The 22,424-nt window shown below is 41.5% G+C and carries 23 protein-coding genes and 2 tRNA genes; 6 read left to right on the forward strand and 19 right to left on the reverse strand.

Annotated elements, in window-relative coordinates; translation table 11 throughout:
• Positions 1 to 95: 95 nt before the first annotated feature.
• The 5 genes from IEY48_RS01860 to trmB form a co-directional block, all read right to left on the reverse strand.
• Complete coding sequence (locus IEY48_RS01860; protein ID WP_188916701.1) at positions 96 to 1,037, reverse strand: LysR family transcriptional regulator; 942 nt, start codon at positions 1,035 to 1,037, stop codon at positions 96 to 98.
• A 418-nt stretch (positions 1,038 to 1,455) separates the two neighbouring features.
• Positions 1,456 to 2,268: a YggN family protein gene (locus IEY48_RS01865; RefSeq protein WP_188916703.1), complete on the reverse strand. Its 813-nt coding sequence runs from the start codon at positions 2,266 to 2,268 to the stop codon at positions 1,456 to 1,458.
• Positions 2,269 to 2,485: 217 nt separating this feature from the next.
• Positions 2,486 to 3,400 carry a glutaminase B gene (gene glsB / locus IEY48_RS01870; protein ID WP_188916705.1) on the reverse strand — a complete coding sequence of 305 codons (915 nt, stop codon included), beginning with the start codon at positions 3,398 to 3,400 and terminating at the stop codon, positions 2,486 to 2,488.
• Between the two features lie 6 nt (positions 3,401 to 3,406).
• Complete coding sequence (locus IEY48_RS01875) at positions 3,407 to 3,733, reverse strand: 50S ribosome-binding protein YggL (RefSeq protein WP_188916707.1); 327 nt, start codon at positions 3,731 to 3,733, stop codon at positions 3,407 to 3,409.
• A 23-nt stretch (positions 3,734 to 3,756) separates the two neighbouring features.
• Entirely contained in the window at positions 3,757 to 4,473 is a 717-nt protein-coding gene (trmB, locus tag IEY48_RS01880) for a tRNA (guanosine(46)-N7)-methyltransferase TrmB (protein ID WP_188916709.1), read from the reverse strand.
• 258 nt (positions 4,474 to 4,731) lie between these two features.
• Between trmB and mutY the strand changes: the two genes are divergently transcribed.
• Both mutY and IEY48_RS01890 read left to right on the forward strand, forming a co-directional pair.
• Positions 4,732 to 5,805, forward strand: a complete 1,074-nt coding sequence (mutY, locus tag IEY48_RS01885; RefSeq protein WP_188916711.1) for an A/G-specific adenine glycosylase — start codon at positions 4,732 to 4,734, stop codon at positions 5,803 to 5,805.
• A gap of 33 nt (positions 5,806 to 5,838) precedes the next feature.
• On the forward strand, positions 5,839 to 6,117 hold the full coding sequence (locus IEY48_RS01890) for an oxidative damage protection protein (protein ID WP_188916714.1): 279 nt from the start codon (positions 5,839 to 5,841) through the stop codon (positions 6,115 to 6,117).
• Between the two features lie 90 nt (positions 6,118 to 6,207).
• Here the strand turns inward: IEY48_RS01890 and IEY48_RS01895 are convergent, their stop codons facing one another.
• Positions 6,208 to 6,417, reverse strand: coding sequence for a YceI family protein (locus IEY48_RS01895; RefSeq protein WP_188916716.1), 210 nt, complete (start codon positions 6,415 to 6,417; stop codon positions 6,208 to 6,210).
• A 339-nt stretch (positions 6,418 to 6,756) separates the two neighbouring features.
• On the opposite strand from IEY48_RS01895, the gene IEY48_RS01900 reads away from it, so the two are divergent.
• Positions 6,757 to 6,832, forward strand: a tRNA-Phe gene (locus IEY48_RS01900).
• A gap of 7 nt (positions 6,833 to 6,839) precedes the next feature.
• Positions 6,840 to 6,915: transfer RNA gene (locus IEY48_RS01905), tRNA-Thr, on the forward strand.
• 144 nt (positions 6,916 to 7,059) lie between these two features.
• Here the strand turns inward: IEY48_RS01905 and IEY48_RS01910 are convergent.
• The 3 genes from IEY48_RS01910 to glnB all read right to left on the reverse strand — a co-directional run bounded on the left by IEY48_RS01910 (position 7,060) and on the right by glnB (position 9,666).
• A complete protein-coding gene (locus IEY48_RS01910; RefSeq protein ID WP_188916718.1) occupies positions 7,060 to 7,761 on the reverse strand; it encodes a SapC family protein in 702 nt (233 codons plus the stop codon).
• A gap of 215 nt (positions 7,762 to 7,976) precedes the next feature.
• Positions 7,977 to 9,263, reverse strand: coding sequence for an NAD(P)/FAD-dependent oxidoreductase (locus IEY48_RS01915; RefSeq protein ID WP_188916720.1), 1,287 nt, complete (start codon positions 9,261 to 9,263; stop codon positions 7,977 to 7,979).
• Between the two features lie 64 nt (positions 9,264 to 9,327).
• Positions 9,328 to 9,666, reverse strand: coding sequence for a nitrogen regulatory protein P-II (gene glnB / locus IEY48_RS01920; RefSeq protein WP_188916721.1), 339 nt, complete (start codon positions 9,664 to 9,666; stop codon positions 9,328 to 9,330).
• Positions 9,667 to 9,886: 220 nt separating this feature from the next.
• Here glnB and IEY48_RS01925 point away from each other — a divergent pair, with 220 nt between their 5' ends.
• Both IEY48_RS01925 and IEY48_RS01930 read left to right on the forward strand, forming a co-directional pair.
• Entirely contained in the window at positions 9,887 to 10,411 is a 525-nt protein-coding gene (locus IEY48_RS01925) for a GspH/FimT family pseudopilin (RefSeq protein ID WP_188916935.1), read from the forward strand.
• A gap of 136 nt (positions 10,412 to 10,547) precedes the next feature.
• Positions 10,548 to 11,072 carry a GspH/FimT family pseudopilin gene (locus IEY48_RS01930; RefSeq protein ID WP_188916722.1) on the forward strand — a complete coding sequence of 175 codons (525 nt, stop codon included), beginning with the start codon at positions 10,548 to 10,550 and terminating at the stop codon, positions 11,070 to 11,072.
• A 61-nt stretch (positions 11,073 to 11,133) separates the two neighbouring features.
• Here the strand turns inward: IEY48_RS01930 and IEY48_RS01935 are convergent, their stop codons facing one another.
• From IEY48_RS01935 to ileS, 10 genes are all read right to left on the reverse strand, one after another.
• Positions 11,134 to 11,451 carry a TapY2 family type IVa secretion system protein gene (locus IEY48_RS01935; protein WP_188916723.1) on the reverse strand — a complete coding sequence of 106 codons (318 nt, stop codon included), beginning with the start codon at positions 11,449 to 11,451 and terminating at the stop codon, positions 11,134 to 11,136.
• Complete coding sequence (locus IEY48_RS01940) at positions 11,448 to 11,840, reverse strand: type IV pilin protein (RefSeq protein WP_188916724.1); 393 nt, start codon at positions 11,838 to 11,840, stop codon at positions 11,448 to 11,450. The genes IEY48_RS01935 and IEY48_RS01940 overlap by 4 nt, the downstream gene beginning before the upstream one ends.
• Before the next feature lie 15 nt (positions 11,841 to 11,855).
• On the reverse strand, positions 11,856 to 15,362 hold the full coding sequence (locus tag IEY48_RS01945) for a pilus assembly protein (protein WP_188916725.1): 3,507 nt from the start codon (positions 15,360 to 15,362) through the stop codon (positions 11,856 to 11,858).
• A gap of 2 nt (positions 15,363 to 15,364) precedes the next feature.
• The gene (locus IEY48_RS01950) at positions 15,365 to 15,808 is read right to left on the reverse strand and encodes a pilus assembly PilX family protein (protein ID WP_188916726.1); all 444 of its coding nucleotides are present in this window, start codon (positions 15,806 to 15,808) and stop codon (positions 15,365 to 15,367) included.
• A gap of 57 nt (positions 15,809 to 15,865) precedes the next feature.
• Positions 15,866 to 16,831 carry a PilW family protein gene (locus IEY48_RS01955; RefSeq protein WP_188916727.1) on the reverse strand — a complete coding sequence of 322 codons (966 nt, stop codon included), beginning with the start codon at positions 16,829 to 16,831 and terminating at the stop codon, positions 15,866 to 15,868.
• The gene (gene pilV / locus IEY48_RS01960; protein ID WP_188916728.1) at positions 16,828 to 17,382 is read right to left on the reverse strand and encodes a type IV pilus modification protein PilV; all 555 of its coding nucleotides are present in this window, start codon (positions 17,380 to 17,382) and stop codon (positions 16,828 to 16,830) included. Before pilV ends, IEY48_RS01955 begins: the two co-directional genes overlap by 4 nt.
• Before the next feature lie 277 nt (positions 17,383 to 17,659).
• Positions 17,660 to 18,589: a 4-hydroxy-3-methylbut-2-enyl diphosphate reductase gene (gene ispH, locus IEY48_RS01965; RefSeq protein WP_188916937.1), complete on the reverse strand. Its 930-nt coding sequence runs from the start codon at positions 18,587 to 18,589 to the stop codon at positions 17,660 to 17,662.
• A gap of 39 nt (positions 18,590 to 18,628) precedes the next feature.
• Positions 18,629 to 19,072: an FKBP-type peptidyl-prolyl cis-trans isomerase gene (fkpB, locus tag IEY48_RS01970; protein ID WP_188916729.1), complete on the reverse strand. Its 444-nt coding sequence runs from the start codon at positions 19,070 to 19,072 to the stop codon at positions 18,629 to 18,631.
• Positions 19,065 to 19,577, reverse strand: a complete 513-nt coding sequence (lspA, locus tag IEY48_RS01975; protein WP_188916939.1) for a signal peptidase II — start codon at positions 19,575 to 19,577, stop codon at positions 19,065 to 19,067. The genes fkpB and lspA overlap by 8 nt, the downstream gene beginning before the upstream one ends.
• Before the next feature lie 22 nt (positions 19,578 to 19,599).
• The gene (gene ileS / locus IEY48_RS01980; RefSeq protein ID WP_188916730.1) at positions 19,600 to 22,422 is read right to left on the reverse strand and encodes an isoleucine--tRNA ligase; all 2,823 of its coding nucleotides are present in this window, start codon (positions 22,420 to 22,422) and stop codon (positions 19,600 to 19,602) included.
• Positions 22,423 to 22,424 lie beyond the last annotated feature (2 nt).

The following is a 22,424-nucleotide window of genomic DNA, read 5'->3' on the forward strand; positions in this document are numbered from 1 at the left end:
ATGAACTAGTTAAAGTGTTGATATAAAACAGATAAAAATAAAGCCGCAAGGTTATTTGCGGCTTTGTTTTATTTCAAGAACAATGTTTCCGGATTTTACTTGCGAAGCTTGTATAAATGATCGAACTTCGCATCCCAATATGGCGGGCTACCAATATGGGTTTTAATGAAATCAATAAATGCACTGACCTTAGGAGCCAAGTGTTTACGACGAGGGTAAACCGCTTGCAAAGGTAAGTTATGAGTTAATTGCCAATCAGGTAATAATGGCACCAATGTGCCCTGGGCAATTTCATCTTCCATTAGATAACTCGCAAGATACACAATACCTAAACCGCTGACGGCAGCTGACTTAAGTGCAGGAGCATTATCAACACGGAAATTACCAGACACCCCGATTTCGCAATAATCTTCGCCCTTTTTAAATTGCCACATGCTGTGCTCATGCCACTCGCCTTGATACACCAAGCAATTGTGTTCAACTAATTGTTCAGGACGACTAATATTACCATGCTGGGCAATATAACCTGGTGACGCAACTAACAAAAATTGACATTTCATTAGTGGTCTAGCAACCATACCTAACGGCAATTGTTCAGACATAGTTAACAGTAAGTCTAAACCTTCACTGACCACATCAACTTTATGGTCAAGCAAGCTGACTTGTAACTCAAGCTCAGGATGGCGAGCCATAAAGTCTGGTAATGCCGGAATAATATGCATGGTGCCGAATGATTGTGAGATCCCCACTTTCAATACGCCACGAGTTGCGTCATTTAAGTTATGGACACTGGCAACAGCTTGCTCTGCATCGCGAAGTAACTCTTCACCTTGCAGATATAACAAATTACCAGCTTCAGTAAGACTTAAACTACGCGTTGTACGCTGAATAAGTTGAACACCAAGTTTATGTTCAAGATCTGCAACTTGCGTACTCACTTTAGATTTAGAAATGCCAAGACGTCTGGCAGCTGCACTAAAACTTCCTGCGCGTGCAACATGAGTAAAAATTGCGATAGGTTCTAACAGTTCTAACATGAAAGTCGCCTTAAGCTGGTTACGACATTAAAAAAAATTAGGTGTTTGTTGAGTCAGGAATAAAAGCCACGTTAAAGGACTATTCCAAGTTAAACATTCACGTCAACTCAGTTATATTTGAAACAAGTTTGCAGCCAATAAGCAGACATAAAAAGTCAATATTGGCATACACAAGTCTGTTGTCTTAAATATAACCACATCTAAAGTAGAGTGCTTTTTTGTTATAATTTTTATGAGTATAACAAAAAAACCAGCTATGGCTCTATATTTATAATTGACAATTTTTTTATCAGAACAAAGAAATGGCGCTATAGCGGCTGATGAGGGCTTTTTATCAATAAAAAAAGCCCCTGTGTCTTGAAATAGAAAACAGGGGAAGGTCAGGTGTCTTTCAGGGAGACGGGTTGACTAAAAAAGCTTATTGCGTTGTGTCACCTAGCTTAGCTAGGGTATATGGAGCAAGTTCGGGTATGGCTTGACGCGCTTGATTTTCGAGCACTAATAAACCTTCAAAATTGTCACAAACTTTGGTTGCACGAGCTTCAAGCTCTTGAGATTGCGACTCAAGTTGCTGCTCAATGTCGTTACCAACATTATCCATTTTTTGTGAGAATGCATTCATCTTTTCTTCAAATGTACCGCCATCTGATGACATAATTTGGCTGCCTAGCGTCATCATTAATGAGCCCATTGAGCTGGTTACCATCTGTTCTATTTCTTGCTCAAACTCTTCATTAAAGGTTTTCTCAATTGATGCTTCGGTAGAGCCTAAATAAAACTTATCACCTTGCTGATACGCCATAGTATCGACACGTTGTTGAATACCAGACATTAATTTATCAATATGAGTGCCTGCGGCTTCACCTAAAATTGGCGTCAATGCCATGTTAACCGCTTGCGTAGCAATCGACACTACATCGCCCACTAAGTCAATCACATCTGGCACCTGGCTAGAAAGCGCTTCAGAATACTCGGTCAATAATTTTTGTTGATCGTCGTTAAGGGTAATTTTTTTACCATCGACATAAAGTTGACCTAACTCAACGCGATACTTTTCTGCGCCGTTATCACTTATCTGTAAATTAGTGGGTTCAACCGTGACATCATAATTCAGCGTCACATTACACTTATCATCATTGAGAGACATTTTTGCCATGGCTGGAGTCCATGCGCCAGCGGTAAACAACACGCTGGTTAATGCTAACCCACAGATCAACTTTTGCTTGGTCATGATAAAGATCCTTTTTGCAGTACGAGTGCGAATAATTAAGTCGAATATAAAACTTATAAAGCATAAGCCATGCCAAACATGCAAACCAATGATTTATATAAGTTTTAACTCTTTAAAGATTTAAAGTGAGGAGGGTGAGCGATGAATAACAGCAGTGTATTCGTAAAATAAACCAAAAAGTAGTCTATTTTACGAATCTCAATAATAATTAATTAGCCTAAAAAATTGAGCGGCCAAGTTGTTGGCTAATATGTTCTAACATTGCGGTACCGGCAAGTGAGTTACCATTAATATCAAGTTCTGGTGACCACACACAAATTGACATATCACCGGGTATTACAGCAATAATCCCCCCACCAACACCACTTTTACCAGGCATACCCACACGGTAGGCAAATTCACCGGCACCATCATATAACCCAGATGTGGCCAGTAAGGCATTTAATTGCCTTGTTTGTACGGGCGTGACTATCTCATCACCCTCGAGGGTTTTGCCTCGATTAGCTAAATAAAACATGGCTCGAGATAAATCAGCGCAACTCATTTTTAATGAGCAGTAATGAAAGTAGCTTTTCAGCACAGTATCGACATCACCGTCGAAGTTACCGAATGATTTCATTAAATAGGCAATTGACGCATTACGTGCACTAAACTGAAACTCAGAATCAGCAACTGTTTTATCGTAAGTGACACTTGGGTCTTGGCTTAACTGTCTCACCACTTCTAACATACGATGTTTAGGTGCGCCAAGACGGGCTTGCAGCAAGTCGGCAATAACCAGTGCACCCGCATTAATAAAGGGGTTTCGTGGTTTGCCACGCTCTAACTCTACTTGGACTAATGAGTTAAACGAATGACCTGAAGGCTCTTTTCCTACTCGATTCCAGATTTCTTCTTCTGTGTATAAGTTTAACGCAAGCGTTAGACTAAACACTTTGGAAATACTTTGAATAGAAAAAGGCTCAAGATAGTCGCCAGCGCCAATGGTAGTACCGTCAACAGTCGTGATGGCAATACCTATTTTATTGGGGTCAACATTAGCAAGGGCAGGAATATACCCTGCCACCTTGCCTTTACCCAATAACGGCCTGACTTTGTCTACCGCTTCTTGTAGTAATAATTGCTCTGGCAATTTAGTTTAACCCCACCAGATGTCATATAAGGCACTCACTTCTATGCCCGATACTGGTTTGCTTTGCCAAAATGCCTGTACTGCGGCGATATCATCTTCGGTACACTTGCCAATGGCCTGGGTTGCAATGATGCCTTCCCATTCTTTATGGCCACCACCATGAAAGCCTAACTGGCGAGGTTCAATCACTTCATCAATAAACTGATCAACTAATGCATCAATATCTTGTTCTGAGACTGACTCGTCAAAGGTCCAATTGACATCGAACCCGAACTCTTGAAACTCATCCACTCGTAACTTTTTACGTAAACGACGGCTGCGATTTTGCGCCATAATGTGTTCTCCAGTTGCTAAAATTAAGCGATACGCTCAAACATGATATCCCAAACACCGTGACCAAGACGATGGCCACGCGCTTCGAACTTAGTTAACGGACGGTGGTCTGGACGTTCAACCACTGTACCAGTAGTAGATTGATTTTTATAACCTTCTGCAGCATTCATTACTTCTAACATATGCTCGCTGTAGTTTTCCCAATCTGTTGCCATATGCAGCACGCCGCCGATTTTTAACTTACGGCGGACTAACTCAACAAACTCAGCTTGCACAATGCGGCGTTTGTGGTGACGCTTTTTGTGCCAAGGATCTGGGAAAAACAATTGCAAACGTGCTAATGAGCCGTCAGCAATGCTGTGCTCTAATACTTCCATTGCATCATGGTGGTATACACGTAAATTAGTGACTTTGGCTTCACCCGCGTCGGCTAAACATGCGCCAATACCTGGTTTGTGCACTTCAATACCAATAAAGTTTTGCTCAGGTGATGCACTTGCCATTTGCACTAATGAGGCACCCATACCAAAGCCGATTTCAAGAACGGTATCGGCATCACGCCCAAACACTTTTGTTAAATCAAGTGGTTGTGGTGTGTAGTCCAACCCCATTGCAGGCCAGTGAGCCTCAATTGCTTGTGATTGGCCTTTGGTTAGTCGCCCTTCACGCAAAACAAAACTTCTGATTTTACGAATATACTTACCGTCTTCGTTAAACTCAGCTGTGGTAACGTCGCTCATTTCTGCCTCATTGCTTACGTAATTTACCCAATGTAAGTGTTTACCGTTAGCGTACTAACGCCACTATTTACATCCACATTACGCTTTTGCTATTTGTGGTGGATCAATTTAAAAAATTAAGTTGGGCATTATACCTAAAGTCGCCGCACATGTTTACGCTAAATTAATCATCAACAAGTGATTCTGCTCAAGTGAGTATAAAAGGTTAAAATGGTTTGCCTACTTGTGTAATAAAATGGCTATAGATACACTGCGCCCATGAAAAAAGTGACTACCTTTGCCGAGCGTATTATTGCTTGGTACGACCTTAATGGTCGTAAAACACTGCCCTGGCAGATCAATAAAACACCTTACCGCGTTTGGGTGTCTGAAATTATGCTGCAACAAACCCAAGTCGCAACGGTTATCCCTTATTATGAACGATTTATGGCAAGATTTCCGACGGTTGTCGAACTTGCTAACGCTGAGCAAGATGAGGTATTACATTTATGGACAGGATTAGGCTACTACGCCAGAGCGCGTAATTTGCATAAAGCCGCCCAGCATGTGCGTGATGCATTTAGTGGCGAGTTTCCCACAGACTTTGACGATGTGGTTGCTTTATCTGGTATTGGTAAGTCTACCGCTGGAGCGGTGTTGTCACTCTCACTTGGACAACATCATCCTATTTTGGATGGCAATGTAAAGCGTGTATTAGCAAGGCACGGTGCGATTGACGGTTGGCCTGGGGTGAAAACGGTTGAGCAGCAGTTATGGCAATTAACCGAACAACATACACCCAAAGTAGGTGTAGAGAAATTTAACCAAGCCATGATGGATATTGGCTCTAGTGTATGTACACGAAGTAAGCCACTTTGTGCGCAATGTCCTGTCGCAATTGACTGTAAGGCGCAATTACAAGGTGAACAAACTCGTTACCCCGGTAAAAAACCTAAAAAAGTTACCCCTGAAAAGTCCGCTTTTATGTTGGTTATGGTTAACAACTCTGGTTCAGATACCACTGTACAGTTAATGCAGCGTCCACCCGCGGGTATCTGGGGCGGTTTATGGTGTTTCCCACAATTTGATACAGAGGTGGAGTTGACTGATTATTTAGCGCTGCATAACCTTAAAGCCTCAGATCAAGGCCTTGCTGGATTTAGACATACATTTAGCCACTTTCATTTGGATATTCAGCCCGTTTTAGTTGAATTAACATCTCAGCCAGTTACGGGGATCATGGAACAAAACGCGACTCTCTGGTATAACATAGACCAACCAGCAAAAGTGGGATTAGCTGCGGCCACAGAGCGTATTTTGTCTAATTTAGCCGTACTTTTCATGACACATTAGTTTTAATCGAAATTAAGTTAGTAAGGAATCACCATGGCTCGCACAGTTCAGTGTCAACACCTTAATAAATCTGCCGACGGTTTGGATTTTCAGCTTTATCCAGGCGAGTTAGGTAAACGTATTTATGACAATATCAGTAAAGAAGCGTGGGGCTTGTGGCAACAAAAGCAAACGATGCTGATTAATGAGAAAAAACTCAACATGATGAATGTTGATGACCGCAAATTTTTAGAAACTCAAATGCTGAGCTTCTTATTTGAAGGTAAAGATGTTGAAATCGAAGGTTATGTTCCTCCTGCTGAAGACGAGTAACAAACATTAGTGATAAACATTAGTGATAAACATTAATAACAAACATTAATAGAAAAAGCCGCAAACAATGCGGCTTTTTTGTGGCTATACTTATTGCTTAACGCCCTCAACAATAAATTCTAATGCTACGTTAGCTGATGCTGGGCTTAAATCCATTTTCACACCATAATCTTTCATTGCAAAAGTGGTTTTGCCAGTCAAACCTGCACGATAGCCGCCCCAAAGGGTCTTGCTCTCCACCAGTGGTTTTGCATCAATAGCCAACCGCTTCGTTATGCTATTAAAGGTCAAGTCATCCACGGTTAAAACAGTTGGCTAATTATTGTCGAAATAACATTTATTTTTTCGCGAGTGACAATAACGACTCGATTTAAAGCCAATATCCATCAGCATTGGTTAATAAAAACCATCTCAAACAAAACACTAATACTTAAATTTAGCCATTTCGGATTAAAAACCATCAATAACAGTTAAAACTGCCGCATTTTGAACATTAACTAGCCGAACGATGAAAAACTTTTAAAAAGCACTTGCACGATAAAATCCATCGCTATATTATGTGCGCACTCCAGACGAGACAGGCACTGATTACCAAGTTAGTACCTAGTTTGAAGTAGTAAACTAACGCTTAGTTTAGTTGCCCGAATAGCTCAGTCGGTAGAGCAGAGGATTGAAAATCCTCGTGTCCCTGGTTCGATTCCGGGTTCGGGCACCACAATTTAGCCGGCATAGCTCAGTTGGTAGAGCAACTGACTTGTAATCAGTAGGTCCCGAGTTCGACTCTTGGTGCCGGCACCATAAAAACAAAAAAGCCACTCAATGAGTGGCTTTTTTGTATCTATTGATTAGTATTTTAACATTTCATTACTCATCAGATTGGACAAGAATAAAAAAAGACACTCGATAGAGTGCCTTAGTTTTTTTTCTTAATAAGCTGGCAGGTTATTTATCCTGCATTTCAACTCTAGCTAGACGGTTCACTTGGTTTAACGAACCTAAATGACCGAAGATTGGCCCTAATAAGCCGCGTTTTTTCAAATCTAAAAATTCTTCGTCACTTAATTCATTTAGTTTTGCTTCATCAACAACATATAAACCATTGATATTGCGCTTTTCACCGGCGACATCAACCGTTAATGTTTGGTTGATTAATAAACCTTTTTCATTTAAAAAGCCTAAAATCCCACGTGTTGCTTGATCTTGTTCATAGTGGCTAATTAAAGCTTTTTTACGTGTTTCTAGCAATGGCGTTTCTTTACCGTCAACAAACAATGGTTGGCCTTCAGTTTTGCTAACTTCTTTAGCCTCTTCACGAATACCAATCCACACTTTATCTTTTACATCTGGGTTAAGAACAAGTCCTAAAGGATAATCTCGCACTACCGCAGGAATATACAGACCTTGCCATTTGCCGTCTTTAACACTTAAATTTTGTCCAGGCTTTAACCCTAGCATTGCAACTGACTGAAATTCATTGGTGTCGCTATTTTTAACAAACACAATTGGGTATTCTGTCGCGGCACGGCTGATCTCATGTAGAGTAACTGGCACGATATGTTGCTCTGCTACATGTGAATAGTCACTTGCTGCTAGTTTTAACTCGCCATGTTTGGTTTGTTCTAATAACGTAATTTGGTTTTGCATCTTGGCTCCCTGAGGCACTGATTATCTTCTTTGACATACGTACAGCTTGGTATCTATACGAGAGTTAACAATTCATTGATACCTGAAACTACCAAGATAAATCTTAAATTCAAGTACATTTAGATTAAATTGCGCTTATCATCATTAAAAGCTGTTTTATTGTCCAATAAGAGAGGCTTTATCCGTAGTAAAGCCCTTGTCGTGACAAACCATATTTAGTGCAATTTAAGCTTAGGTCGCTGCCAACGCAGCAATTTTTGGGCGATGCGGTACACTGAAGCGGAAAACCAGCCATATAAACTGGCTAGGTGACGTTGATATAATGAAATATACATTAAGCGTGCAACGTGACCCTCCACGAAAAAATCACCTGAGCGTAAATTCCCCATTAGATTTCCGACCGCAGAAAAGCGGCTTAATGAAACTAAAGAGCCATAGTCTTTATATTCAAATGACTTTTCTGGCTGTGACTTCATTTTTAAACACAAATTAGCATACAAGCGATCGGCCATTTGTGCTGCGGCTTGGGCACGAGGTGGAACCGGTTTGCCTGATGGCAATATGAGTTGTGCGCAATCGCCTAACGCATAGATATCGCTAAGTCCTTTAACTCGCATGCAGTCATCGACATCTAATTGATTACGCGGTGTTACAGGAAGTTGAGTGAAGCTCTCGAATACTTTTGGCCCTTTAACGCCTGCAGCCCATACTTTGATATTGGCTTTAATCACATCGCCCGTTGCGGTCACAAAACCTTGTTTGGTCACTTCTTTAACCTGAACACCTAAGTGCAATTTAACCCCAAGCTTTGACAATACTGTTTGCGCTCTTGCGCTTACTTGTGCTGGCAGTTGTGGCAAAATTTTGTTTGATGCTTCGATAAGGTTAATGTCTAAATGATCTTTGCTAATATTTTGATAGCCGTATTCTTTAACAGACTCGATAACATGATGAAGCTCTGCCGATAGCTCTACGCCTGTTGCCCCTGCACCAACAATTCCGATACCTAACTGATCTTGGGTTTCATTGAGTTGTAATAACGCATCCATCAACTTTTGATGGAATACATTTGCGCTATCAAGGCTGTCTAAAAATATGCAGTGTTTTTCAGCACCTGGCGTATTAAAGCTATTGGAGACACCACCTAACGCTAGCACTAAGGTGTCATATGCAATGTGGCGCTCAGCGATAATCTGTTCACCCTCATCATTATAAACAGGCGCTAATTGAATCGTTTTGGCTTGTGGGTCGCATTGTTCAATAGCACCTCTAATATAGCGGTAACCATTTTTAAGGCCATGATCGCGATATTGCAACCCTTCAATCGATTGATCAATAACCCCAACCGCAACCTCATGTAATTTAGGTTTCCAAATATGCACGGTATTTTTATCAACTAAGCTGATATCAACTAAAGAATTGCTACCAAACTTACGCCCTAGCTTTGACGCCAATGCTAAACCGGCAGCTCCACCACCAACAATAACAATTCTTTGTTGCATAAACTTCTCCAACCAAACATTGTCTTACTAACTTGAAACACATAAAAAAAGGCCCTTGTGGGCCTTATACTGCTTCGTCGTTTTCTTCACCGGTACGAATACGAATGACTCGCTCGACATCGGTAACAAAAATCTTTCCGTCGCCTATCTTTCCTGTTCTTGCAGTATCAACAATTGCATCGATAGCACGTTCTAGCAGCTCATCCTGGATCACAAGCTCAATTTTCACTTTAGGTAAAAAATCGACCATGTATTCTGCGCCACGATACAGTTCAGTATGCCCTTTTTGACGCCCAAATCCCTTCACCTCAGACACTGTCATACCTGTGATGCCAATCTCAGCGAGTGACTCACGCACATCATCAAGTTTAAATGGTTTAATAATGGCTTCGACTTTTTTCATTACATACTCCTGTCATCAGCTAAATTGTTGGTTAAACATATGTCATCGTTGACGTTTATAGCAACCAAACTTCCTGCAAATATCTTACTTGAAACCACAGCAAAATGTCGCTGCTATTTTGCGTATTTAGAAAAAGATATTTCACAGCAAAAGAATTGTTCATTTTCTATACTATTTAACCCGCAGCAGGATGCTGCCAACAATTTAGGGAAGAATAATGATGACTATCTCAACACTGACAAAAGGCTTTGGGCTTATCGAGCTCATCGTTACCACATTAATTATCATGTTGATGTCGCTTATCGCTGTCCCCTCCTTTACTGCAATACACGAACATACTCGAACACAGAGCAGCATTAAAGTCATACAACAGACTATCCAATTTGCCCGCAATATGGCGATAAGCTATGGAACAAGGGTCACGGTCTGCCCCATTGTAGATAACAAATGCACTTCTGATTGGCGAATTGGTCTCAGCGTATTTATTGACCGTGGTACCAAAAATCAAATTGATGCAAACGATCGGTTACTACAGCAAACCTCAGCATTTAACGATAACGATTTTGTGGGTTACAACCGAGCGGCGGTTAGGTTTCAAGCAGATGGTTTAGCTTCTGGTACAAATGGTACCCTCACATATTGCCCTAGCACTATAGACAGCGAGTATTCAAAAGCCGTTATCGTTAACCAAGCGGGGCGAGCAAGAATGTCCAAGAAGAAAAATATCAAATGTAAACCAAATTAATTTTTGGTTTTGTCTTTAATTAATAGTGAGATAGATATTTACGAGGCCAAATCATTAGACAATAAATAACCAATTAAACACTGTAATTCATGCTGTGCTTAGTTATACTCTTCTGTATATAGTTGAGGATACACACATGAAAAAATTACAGTCAGGTTTTACCTTAGTCGAGGTTATGGTTACGGTTGCTGTAGCAGCTATCCTTCTTGCAGTAGCGGCTCCCTCGTTTAATTCGTTATATGAAGGGATTAGAGCCAGAAGTGCCATTAGTACAATTGAATCATCATTTGTGTTTGCACGCAGCCAAGCGGTTAGTTATGGCAGTAGAGTATCTGTTTGCCCAATGACATCAACATCATGTGGTAGCGATTGGTCTCAAGGGTTCAGTGTATTTATTGATAACGGTGTAGTAGGCACCATGGACACCACTAACGGTATTGCAGATACGGTATTGCGTAAAGTGGATGCATTTAACAGTAACGACACAATTAAATCTGATCTAACTCGATACAGTTTTAACCCTGACGGTATGGTGACTAACGGAAACAGTGGCGTTTTTAGATACTGCCCAGGGGCTGCAGACAGCAGTTCTTCTGAAGCAATAAGCATGAATTCATCTGGACGAATTTCTAAGGTCACAACTACAGTAACGTGCAGTTAAAAGGCTTACCATTGGTAAGCCTGTATGTATCTTTATTAAATAACTATTGTTATCTTTTTACCTAGTGAGTACGCGCAGCATCAAGCTCTTGCACGAAAACGTCTTTAAACACCTTATCTTCAGTGATGCATTCAACAATTCTTTTGACGATTAATCGCTCATTAGTGACTGTGGGTACATATTCCGCCAGTAATGCACTTTGCTCTTCAATGAGTAACTTCGAGTCCCATACAAACACCGCAATATTTGACCCATTGGGTGTTTCTATATGGCATTTATACGTTACGTATGTTGTTTCATCAGATGTGGACTCTTCGGCTATCGCATTCATTGATAACAGCAATGCTAACAAAGCTGTAATAGGGGTAATTATGTTCATTTCCAACACTCCGTAGGTGACTTGGTGCCTGTTGAAGTTAACGATATTGCAGCGCAAGCACTATCACGAGTAGCTTGAACACCCACTGCGGTTGCAGTGACAGTAAAATCATCACCGCTTAATGTGGTGTCGACTTTGTAATAAGTATTTTCTACAACCCAAGGGTCGGCCGAAAGCCCTAGCTTAGTCATATCGGTGGTAAAACTGCGATGGTCTAAATAATACTGCTCCTGCAAATTAGCGACATGCATCACTCCAGCTAAACCATCACCTCTCGCACCTTTAGCCACAAACTGTGTGTAGCTTGGGTAAGCAATAGAAGCGAGAATACCGACAATAACCACGGTAATCATCACTTCAATTAAGGTAAATCCTTGTTGCTTTATCATTAGTTTTACTCGTCTCTACTCATCAATATGGTAATAAATTCTGTTTACGCCTAAACCACCACCAATACACTTATTATCTCCATCTGCACAGCCATCATCTGGACCATCGACTTTAACCATATCGTCAGTTGCTGAACCAACACCAATTAAGTACATATAGCTGTCAGATGAACCGTTATCAGGTATCACTAACTGCGGTGTATCAGGTACTCTAGCCCCCATAGTTAAATACTCTTCAGTATATGACCGTGTGCCTTTATGTAAATCAAAGCCATATAATCGACCTTCACCATAAGCTAAACATTGGTTTGCTGAAGTGATACTACCTGGTACATAAGAGGTAAAGTAAACACGTCCTTGAATGATAGTTGAAGCCGATAAGCTCTTCTCACCACTAGATCCAAAGTTATAGTACCAGCCTCGTTTAGCGCCAAATGCAATATTTTCAGCTTGTGTTGTCGGTGCTGTTGACGACACATTATAAAGATCTGATAACTGGAGCGCTGCAGGGATTTCGTGACCCGTTGCGCCGGTAAACGATTTAGTCACCACATTTCTATCTTGCAGCATAAAAAACTTATCTGAGCGCGTTGTATCCAAAGGATGTGGTCTGTTGCCCGTCCCTACAGTTACAGCATCATAAGGAATATTCTGATACGTTATACTGGTTGTAGTATTGTTCGAAGCATCTGTAACCGAAACTTCAGATACATTGGTAAACACCGTTTGGGCGACTGCCGCTTCAGCAAAAAAGCGTCTGTCTGTGGCTTGGGTTGAGCCGCCTAAACTGGCAAACTTAAACGCCGTCCAAGGGTTAGTAGAATCACTCGCTGACGCACTTGGTAAATCCATGCGCCACACATTGGCCCCTGTATCGGTAGCATATATTCTATCGGTCAAATTATCATTGTTACTGTCTAATATCGCAACGCTATTGGGGATACTGTCTACAATACCTGGCAATTGGGTTTTATTAGAACCAGATGCCGAGCCAAATTGATGAACTAAAGCACCTGTAGCAGCATTTAAAATGTATACACTACGCGCTGTTGTGTCATCCGTACCGACACTGGCACCGTCTTTATTTGATGGATTGTAACCCCCACCGATAATCACTACTGGTGTAGCACTTGCCGATGAAGTATTACCGGCAGGCACCCCAGGAATAAGCGTCACTACAGGCTCAGCCCAAGATTGCCCCATATCACTCATACCAGCAGAGCTTGGATCCACTTTCCACATAAATTGAGGTGAGTCAGGATTAGTAATATTTAGCGCATAATAAGATTTACCACCACGACGCATACCCACAAATAACCATGCTTTATCGACGGCCCCTGATGAATTACGCTCTACATAAGCCACTGGTGGACTGTCCATACCATAAACAGAGTGAATACCTGTTGGCACGTTAGCCCTGAGTTCACGAAGGTTTGGCAATAACTCTTGCGGCATAAAGGCCCAAGATTCCTCAACCGTATCACCGTTGTCTTTAAACATGTGCAAAAAGCCGGCATTGGTTCCCAATACAATGCGAACATCTGGTGAGCCATCAGTGCCATAATTGATTGCTAATGGTTTAGAGTGAAGCGGATCGCCCATAATATCAGCACGTTTGTCAGATGTTGAGCCATCATTATCCTCATCATCCACATCAATGCCCTTTGCCCAATCGAATAATTCGGTTAATTCAGACTTATCGACCCCCATAAAAATGGCTAATTCATTTTCACTCGTGATCCCAGGACTCGAAGCTGCATTTGATTTAGTAAACTCTTCGATTGAGCCATCACTACCAAAATTACCATATAAGGTTCGACTTGAAGTGTTTTGAAGTTGGGTTAGTGCACCACCGACTTCAACATTATTACCATCACCGCCACCACTCGTTGAGCTACATACAGAGTTTGATGTCCAAAACGAGCAAGCTGAAGAGGCTAAATTACCATCATCGCCAATGGCATCATTGCTATTTTTATCAACCACATCGCCAGTTCCAGTCACCTTGAACTTTTTCAAATTACCCACCCAGCGAGGGCCTTCATTAGGTAAAAACATCGCATAATAAACTGAGTCTAGAGTTTGGGTTCTATCAAAGTTATTACTGGCAATTGAAGGAGAAGTAAACGTAGAGTTGGTCTCTAAAATATTAGAGAAAATCGTTTGCAATGCTTCCTGTAATTTTTCCGCATCGGAAGCAGTATAGGTATCGCCACCACCACGGGCAGCAGTTTCTTGTAAAAGATCTGCGACTGAATCTGCATCTTCACCAAAACCAATCGTGTAAGTCGATACAGTTTGGGTTCCATCAAGATCCGTATTAACATCATTAGTGTTCAACCAACCAGCAAGAGCAGGCAAGTAGCTGCCAGAGTATTTATCTGAATTAGAAACACCAGAAAGAGCTTTAACTTTACTATCTGCATCATCATCTCTGGTTGGCTCACCATCAGTTATATAAATAACATAAGCTTTATCTTGACAGACCTTACCTACAAATGGAGAGATATAGCTGCCACCAGATTCTATTGAAGTGTCTCGTAAAGGTGTTCTCGATGGATCATCGTTACCAAAATACACACCACCACCAGAAAAATAACGATAAGCCTCATAAAGGGTTTCGCATAATGGTGTCCAGGTTGTAGCGGTAAGTGAACTAATAGTAGACAGTAAATTCGGTTTATTTGTCTCATTATTAGTCGTAATGCCATAGACAATACGCCCACCATCATCGAAGTTAAATACAGACAACCCAAAGTCTACACTTGGCGTTGTTACGATAGTGTCTTCCATAACACGCCTTGCGACTTCTATTCTCGAATAATTGTGTTTAGACTTTGTACTATGATACCAATTTACATATTTTTCAGTAAACAGAGTTACAGGCTGGCCAATCCCAAAATTAGTTAAAAGGGCTTTTTCTATTGCAGCATCGACTTCAGCGGTAGTTGATGATCCGTTAATTGGCGTATGCCTTTGAGGATCTGCAGATGTACCTAAGCCATCTACTGGAAAACCATTAGTTGCTGCGCGGTTGATATAATCTCTTTCTGCAATATCTTCGTAACAATCTGTATATTGAATACTTGTGCCATCAGTTAATGGCAGTTCTGACCACTCTCCATTTTCACCAATATATTTATGCTCACGTATATAACCAGTGAACATGCCATAGTCTTCTAAATAACCTTCGGCGGTATTACAGCCATTAATCTCATTTAAATAATATTGATTACTCGATGCTAATGGCACATTACTACTACTACGGGAAAAAAATAGTTTGGTATTAGTTTTCAAACGACCACTAGAATTGACATTTTCATCACCACGCTCATAGGGGTCATCTGTATAAAAAGTCGAGCCCATACTTCCTGAAACATCAAAAATAATCAGTACCTGAGGTTTTGAGCCTGAACGCGCTGTAGACTCAAAAACGTATAGCTCAGTATCATCGGCGAAGCTGATGGATGAGTAAGCCAATATTGCAAATAGCAATGTATAAGATAATTGTTTTATAAACATGACTAACTCCCTGTTAACACTTCTTGTTCAATTCCGGCGACGACGGTAACTAACCCCATATTGCTACGGCCAAATGTTGCAGCACTAGAAACTTCAACTCTACGGCAACTGATTAGGTTACCAGAACTTGCAGTCGCACTGCGCTTGCAACTCACATCGCCGGCATTTAACGGCGTCATGGTGTTTGAGACACCTAAATCGGCATCAACCGTGGTTGAGGCGACTGTCATTGTGGTTAATGTTGTTCCAGTATTGGCCGAGATAACTTTATCTTGAGCACCTTTTGCTGATGCCACAGCTTCAATCCGTTCAGAGCCCGCGCCAGCCATTCTTAATGACTGCGTCGAGTTAACGGCTAATGCCACACCGATTAAGGTCATCAGCACTAAGACTATTAATGAAAAAAACAACACGATACCTTGCTGTTTTTTTTGCGATGTAATCATTGTTGATACCTTCTTAAATTAACTGAGCAACTAACAATCTGTGACGAACAAATGAAACTAAAGGTTTATTAATATTGGATTTTCCAAAATTATTGTACTCGACACCACTTTACGACGATATTTGTCATTTAGAGGGCCTATTGTTTTGTCACCTAACGTATAAGTGTTGTCGTTTTTATAGCTTTGATCTTCTTCATTAGCTCGAACCAATAAAAATACTCTTAGAGCAACTAAACGTTGAAACAATTCGTTGTCCCACATTAATGTAGTGACATTTTGTGCTGGCATATAGCTGTCTGCAGTGCCATCACCATCATTGTCAAATCCATATAAAATACGCATATTCTCAATGCCTTCGACAAGCTGTTCTTCGTTATTCATGCCGTTATTAATTGATAGCGTTCTCCGTCTGAGTACCGGAGTGGTGCCATCATCACGAATAAAATAAACATGATGTTGATATTCCCATACCCTACTATTTAATAACGCGGGAACGGCGCCACTGCCGTCAAAAAACACAATTTCAGTTGATTCAGTCGCGGCGTAGTATCGAGTAGCTGTTAACACTGTGGCTGGCGGACCAATTAAGCGTTTTATTTGGATAACATCAGTGTTGGTATTGGGAGAGACACAGGCCAATGTTTCAGCACTCACACCTTGCTCGTATCCCCATAAACGACGAAAATGTGAAGGCTGAAGATTAGGGAAACTTGCATTATTCAAGCCTGCGCCAACGCAATCTGCAGCAACAGCTGTCGACGATATTGTCGTGTTTGTACCAATAATAAAATCAGTTCCGGTAATATCTCCCATAAAACCTAACTGGCTTAAGTCACGCTCCATAATCGCTAATGCTATGCGGCCGTTTTCTTGTAACTGATTAAACTGACTCGTTGTAGTGACATTACTCGATGACATACTGAACATCGTAAAAATACCAGCTGTTAAAAACAAACTGATCAACATCGCAACCATTAATTCAACGAGTGACATACCTTGTTGCTTTATAGACACTTTTATCATCTTATAATCGCCGTATTAACTGCTAATGCTCGTCGTCTATCACTGCTGCTACCGCAACCTTGTATAAAAGTAGACTGGCCATCGGTACCGTCAGAGGTTGCACGTACACCTTTCCACGTCATCACCACGGTGACATCGGTCCCCACAACACTAATACACGCTGTAGCAGAATCTAAACCACCAACATTAGTGTTATCAGATGATTTTTCATTTTCACCAGCGAATGCACGTTCCCACTGAAATAAATCCCAATTACGAGTTTCGGCATTGGTGCATATGGTATTAACACCAACATCTACATCGCAGGCTTTGGCTGATGATATCGATGAGCCTGTAAAAGTACCGGCATAATTAGCGAGTTCGCTGCTATTGATCCGCATGCGATTGATAATATCATTGGCATAATATGAGGCTTGGGTTTGTTGAAAGGACTCAAAACTGCCTTTTTTGGCGACGAGGTGCAGATTAAAAATGCCAATAAGGCCTATCACCAGAATAACTAGTGAAACCATTACTTCGATTAAGGAAAATCCATTCCTTTTTACTGACATTAGGCCAAACCTCCATGAAAAGATAATTAAATCTTGGTCTTACCTTAAAAATAACACACTTATAATTACTTTAAGCCATAGATAAGCATAGCTGAGCTAAAAGTAATCAGAAAGTAGTAACAATAAATATTTACATTGATTTATAAAGTTACAATAAATTCACACGGTTATCTTACTTATAACAATTAATCAGTATTATACTCGGTTTATCACACAAGTACAAAAAACCCGCAACTAATAATAGCTGCGGGTTAATAAGTTTAGGTCTATGATTTAACTATCTTAATTCTGCAGGGACAGCAAAAACCGTATCTTCTTTTCGACCTTCTACTTCGGTAATAACACTCGGCGCTAATGTAGCAATTGCGTTAACAACCTGTTGAACCAATACTTCAGGTGCTGAAGCGCCTGCAGTTACGGCCACTTTGCTGACATTATCAAACCAAATTGCTTCAACATCTGCAGCGGTATCAACTAAATAAGATTGCGTACCTGTTTTTTCAGCTAGCTCACGTAACCGATTAGAGTTAGAGCTGTTTTTTGAACCAACAACAATCAATAAATCAACTTCGGCAGACATGCTACGCACGGCATCTTGACGGTTTTGAGTTGCGTAGCAAATATCATCTTTACGAGGTCCTTCAATTGAAGGGAAACGTTTTTGTAAGGCTTCGATAATATCTAAAGTGTCATCTACTGAAAGTGTTGTTTGGGTAACAAAACATAAGTTTTCAGAATTGCTAACTTGTAAGCTTTGAACATCTTCTGGTGATTCAATAAGATAAACACCACCATTAGGGTTATCGTATTGACCCATTGTGCCTTCAACTTCTGGGTGACCTTCATGACCAATCAAAATACATTCAATGCCTTTACGGCTGGCACGAGTCACTTGTAAATGCACTTTAGTCACTAAAGGACAGGTTGCGTCAAATACCTTCAACCCACGCTCTTTAGCTTCTTTTCTTACCGCTTGTGACACACCATGAGCACTGAATATAACAATGCTGTTATCAGGTACTTGCTCAAGTTCATCGACAAAGATTGCGCCGCGTTGTTTGAGATTTTCAACTACATACCGATTGTGCACCACTTCATGACGCACATAGATAGGCGGTTCAAATAGCTCTAATGCACGCTCAACAATGCTAATGGCACGGTCAACTCCTGCACAAAACCCTCGAGGATTAGCCAGTAAAATGCTCAGTTCAGGAGATGTAGGATCAACTTTCAACATATTCTGCCTTTATTCCGTTATAACACTGACCACTTCAAGTTCAAATGTAATGGTGTGGCCGGCTAATGGATGGTTTAAATCAACGGTAATTGAATCGCCCGCAGTGTCACGCACAACACCAGGGATTTCACTACCTCCTGGTCCTGCAAAGCTCACTATCACGCCGGTTTCAAGCTTCATATCCCCAGGAAAACGGCTTCGGTCCATATAATGGATTGCATCAGGATTTGATTCACCAAACGCATCTTGCGGTGCGAGTGTAAATTGATGTTTATCCCCTTCTTTCAAGCCTTTAAGTTGAGCTTCAAATGCAGGACTTAAACTATTATCACCAATGTTTAAACGAGCTGGTTTACCCGAGGCTTTAGTGCTATCGGCTGTTGAGCCGTCTTCAAGCACGATATTCATGTGGCATACAAGTGCATGGCCATCTTGTTTAGATAAATCAGTCACGGTGAGATTGCTCCTCTGACGCGTTAGCTTCTGGTTTAAACGATTCCCAAATGATTAATATCGCACCAACAAATATGCCAGCATCGGCGATATTAAAGGCTGGGTAATGGCTGGTATTCCAGTAAAAATCAATAAAATCCACGACAAAGCCATGCATTAAGCGATCAACTAAATTACCTAGCGCCCCACCAATTACAAGGGTAAAAGCTAAATTACTGCGCCACATAGTGTGCGACTGCTTACGTAGCCAAATGGTTAATAAAGTACTAAACCCCACCGCAATAACGGTAAATAACCAACGTTGCCAGCCACCGGCATCACTTAAAAAGCTAAATGCTGCGCCGTAATTTCTTACGTAAGTGAAGTTAAAAAATGGCAGTAAGTTAACCGAGTCATACAATTCGAAGTTGCTCAGTACCCATTGTTTAGATAGCTGATCGGCTAAAAACACCAATGCAGCTACCCAATACCAACGCAAGCCACTGTCTTTCCAAGTTAATGGCACAGAACTCATTATTAGTGCTTCCTTAAGCGAATTCGCGTTGTTCGCCTTCACCCTCAATATTGGTCACACAACGTTGACACAATGTTGGGTGAGCTTCGATGGTGCCAACCTCTTCACGGTAGTGCCAGCAGCGCTCACACTTCTGTGCGTCACTTTTGCTAACCACTAATTTAAGTGAGCTTAACTCGGTTTCAATTGCGTCATCGCCCGCTTGAGATAAATCAGCAACTGCCGCTTTTGAAGTCAATAACACAAAGCGAAGTTCATCGCCGACTTTTGCTAACTGCGCAGCTAAATCAGCATCAGCATATAGCGTAAGCTCAGCTTCTAATGAACCACCAATACGCTTATCACGACGTGCTTGCTCAAGCACTTTGTTCACTTCGTTACGAACATCTAACAGCTTAGCCCAATAGTCATCACTTAAATCAGTATCTAAAGTGACAGCATCAAGGCCTTGATACCACTCTTGAGTGAATACGTACTTTTCACGCTTACCAGGCAATAATTGCCAAACTTCGTCAGCGGTAAAGCTAAGGATAGGTGTCATCCAACGTACCATTGCTTCTGCAATATGGAATAACGCAGATTGACAACTACGACGAGCATGTCCTTCTTGCTTAGCGGTATATTGGCGATCTTTAATGATATCAAGATAAAAACTACCTAACTCAACTGAACAGAACTGCATCAGCTTTTGAGTTACTTGGTGGAAGTTATATTGATTATATGCTTCGATGATTTCTTTTTGTAGCGCTGCTGCACGGCGAACAACCCAACGGTCTAGCGCCACCATATCTTCAGACGCAATCATGTCAGTTTCAGGATTGAAACCACTTAGGTTTGCTAACAAGAAACGCGCTGTATTACGAATACGGCGATATGCATCAGCACTGCGATTTAAAATCTCGTCAGATACGGTCATTTCACCGCTGTAATCAGTCGCAGCAACCCATAAGCGTAAAATGTCTGCACCAAGCTTGTTAGTCACCTGCAAAGGTGCAATCACATTACCCACAGACTTTGACATCTTGCGGCCTTTACCATCAACGGTAAAACCATGGGTTAGCACTTGTTTATAAGGTGCTTTACCATTCATCGCAGTTGAAATCATTAGCGACGACATAAACCAACCACGGTGCTGATCACTACCTTCTAGGTATAAATCGATTTCGTGACCATGGAATTCAGGGCGCGCAGCAACCACTGATGAAAAAGTTGAACCAGAGTCATACCATACATCTAATGTGTCAGTGACTTTACGGTATTTATCGGCTTCATCACCGAGTAGCTCGCTTGCATCAAGGTCCCACCAAGCTTGGATACCTTGCTGCTCAATACGATGAGCAACACGCTCCATTAATGACACGCTATCTGGATGCAGTTCTTCAGTTTCGCGATGTACAAATAGTGTGATTGGTACACCCCAGGTACGTTGACGTGAAATACACCAGTCTGGGCGGTTTTCTACCATTTTTTCGATACGGCTTTGACCCCAATCTGGGATCCACTGCGTCTTTTCAATTTCTTTCAATGCTTGCGAACGTAAACCATGGTTATCCATAGAGATAAACCATTGTGGCGTTGCACGGAAAATAATGGGCGTTTTGTGACGCCAGCAGTGTGGGTAGCTATGACGATAAGGCACATGCAGCAATAACGCGCCCTTTTCTTCAAGTAATTCAACCACATTTGCATTGGCTTTAAATACATGCTGACCGGCAAAAAACTCTGTATCTGGCTTATAAACACCATTATCGCCAACAGGGTTTGCCACTTCTAGACCATATTTTTGACCAACCACAAAGTCGTCTTGACCATGGCCAGGTGCAGTATGAACAATACCGGTACCCGCATCAGTAGTAACATGGTCGCCTAAAATAGCTGGGACGTCGAATGCGTAGAATGGGTGATTAAAGCGCATAAGCTCAAGCTCAGCACCTTTCACTTCACCTAAAACAGTGTGTGACTCGGCGCCATAACGCTCAAGACAAGACTCAACCAACACTTGTGCTAAAACCAGTGTGGTTGTTTCACCTTCTTTGGTAAATTCAACCAAGCTGTAATCTAATTCAGGGCTAAGTGATAACGCGCGGTTAGCAGGTAGAGTCCACGGAGTCGTAGTCCAAATAGCCATTGCAACCGGCTTGGCATAGTTTTCAACACCAAATTTAGCAGCCACGGCAGCACTGTCTACAGCAACAAAAGCCACATCAATTGCTGGTGAGGTTTTATCTTCGTATTCAACTTCTGCTTCAGCAAGTGCTGAGCCACAGTCGGTACACCAATGCACTGGCTTAACGCCTTTATGTAAATGGCCACTGTCGATAACTTTTGCTAGCGAGCGAACGATATTCGCTTCAGTTGAAAAATCCATGGTTAAGTACGGATTTTGCCAATCACCCAATACGCCTAAACGAATAAAGTCATCGCGTTGACCGGCAACTTGGGTTGCAGCATATTTGCGACATTCTTCGCGAAATTCTGCAGCAGAGATTTTAACCCCTGGCTTACCCACTTTTTGCTCAACTTTGAGCTCAATCGGTAAACCGTGACAATCCCAACCAGGAATATAAGGTGCGTCAAAACCTGACATGGTTTTTGATTTAATAATAATGTCTTTCAGAATTTTATTTACAGAGTGACCAATATGAATGCTGCCATTAGCGTATGGAGGGCCATCGTGCAAAATGAAAGGTTTACGGCCAGTACGGCTGTCACGGATCTGTTGGTACAGTCCATCTTGCGTCCAGCGAGTTAACATTTCTGGCTCGCGATTTGCCAAATTACCGCGCATCGGAAACTCTGTTTCCGGCAAATTCAAAGTAAATTTATAGTCGCTCATTG

The organism is Shewanella saliphila, assembly GCF_014648295.1.
In the GTDB taxonomy this organism is placed as follows: Bacteria; Pseudomonadota; Gammaproteobacteria; order Enterobacterales; family Shewanellaceae; genus Shewanella; species Shewanella saliphila.

Excerpts from the sequence above, each read along its gene's own strand:
- IEY48_RS01955 (WP_188916727.1), bottom strand. The coding sequence starts at position 16,831 with ATGATAAAAGTGTCTATAAAGCAACAAGGTATGTCACTCGTTGAATTA.
- IEY48_RS01860 (WP_188916701.1), bottom strand. The coding sequence starts at position 1,037 with ATGTTAGAACTGTTAGAACCTATCGCAATTTTTACTCATGTTGCACGC.
- IEY48_RS01875 (WP_188916707.1), bottom strand. The coding sequence starts at position 3,733 with ATGGCGCAAAATCGCAGCCGTCGTTTACGTAAAAAGTTACGAGTGGAT.
- IEY48_RS01910 (WP_188916718.1), bottom strand. The coding sequence starts at position 7,761 with ATGCAAAACCAAATTACGTTATTAGAACAAACCAAACATGGCGAGTTA.
- trmB (WP_188916709.1), bottom strand. The coding sequence starts at position 4,473 with ATGAGCGACGTTACCACAGCTGAGTTTAACGAAGACGGTAAGTATATT.
- IEY48_RS01925 (WP_188916935.1), top strand. The coding sequence starts at position 9,887 with ATGACTATCTCAACACTGACAAAAGGCTTTGGGCTTATCGAGCTCATC.
- IEY48_RS01950 (WP_188916726.1), bottom strand. The coding sequence starts at position 15,808 with ATGATTACATCGCAAAAAAAACAGCAAGGTATCGTGTTGTTTTTTTCA.
- glnB (WP_188916721.1), bottom strand. The coding sequence starts at position 9,666 with ATGAAAAAAGTCGAAGCCATTATTAAACCATTTAAACTTGATGATGTG.
- IEY48_RS01890 (WP_188916714.1), top strand. The coding sequence starts at position 5,839 with ATGGCTCGCACAGTTCAGTGTCAACACCTTAATAAATCTGCCGACGGT.
- IEY48_RS01935 (WP_188916723.1), bottom strand. The coding sequence starts at position 11,451 with ATGAACATAATTACCCCTATTACAGCTTTGTTAGCATTGCTGTTATCA.
- IEY48_RS01915 (WP_188916720.1), bottom strand. The coding sequence starts at position 9,263 with ATGCAACAAAGAATTGTTATTGTTGGTGGTGGAGCTGCCGGTTTAGCA.
- IEY48_RS01865 (WP_188916703.1), bottom strand. The coding sequence starts at position 2,268 with ATGACCAAGCAAAAGTTGATCTGTGGGTTAGCATTAACCAGCGTGTTG.
- ileS (WP_188916730.1), bottom strand. The coding sequence starts at position 22,422 with ATGAGCGACTATAAATTTACTTTGAATTTGCCGGAAACAGAGTTTCCG.
- IEY48_RS01940 (WP_188916724.1), bottom strand. The coding sequence starts at position 11,840 with ATGATAAAGCAACAAGGATTTACCTTAATTGAAGTGATGATTACCGTG.
- IEY48_RS01945 (WP_188916725.1), bottom strand. The coding sequence starts at position 15,362 with ATGTTTATAAAACAATTATCTTATACATTGCTATTTGCAATATTGGCT.
- mutY (WP_188916711.1), top strand. The coding sequence starts at position 4,732 with ATGAAAAAAGTGACTACCTTTGCCGAGCGTATTATTGCTTGGTACGAC.
- pilV (WP_188916728.1), bottom strand. The coding sequence starts at position 17,382 with ATGTCAGTAAAAAGGAATGGATTTTCCTTAATCGAAGTAATGGTTTCA.
- IEY48_RS01930 (WP_188916722.1), top strand. The coding sequence starts at position 10,548 with ATGAAAAAATTACAGTCAGGTTTTACCTTAGTCGAGGTTATGGTTACG.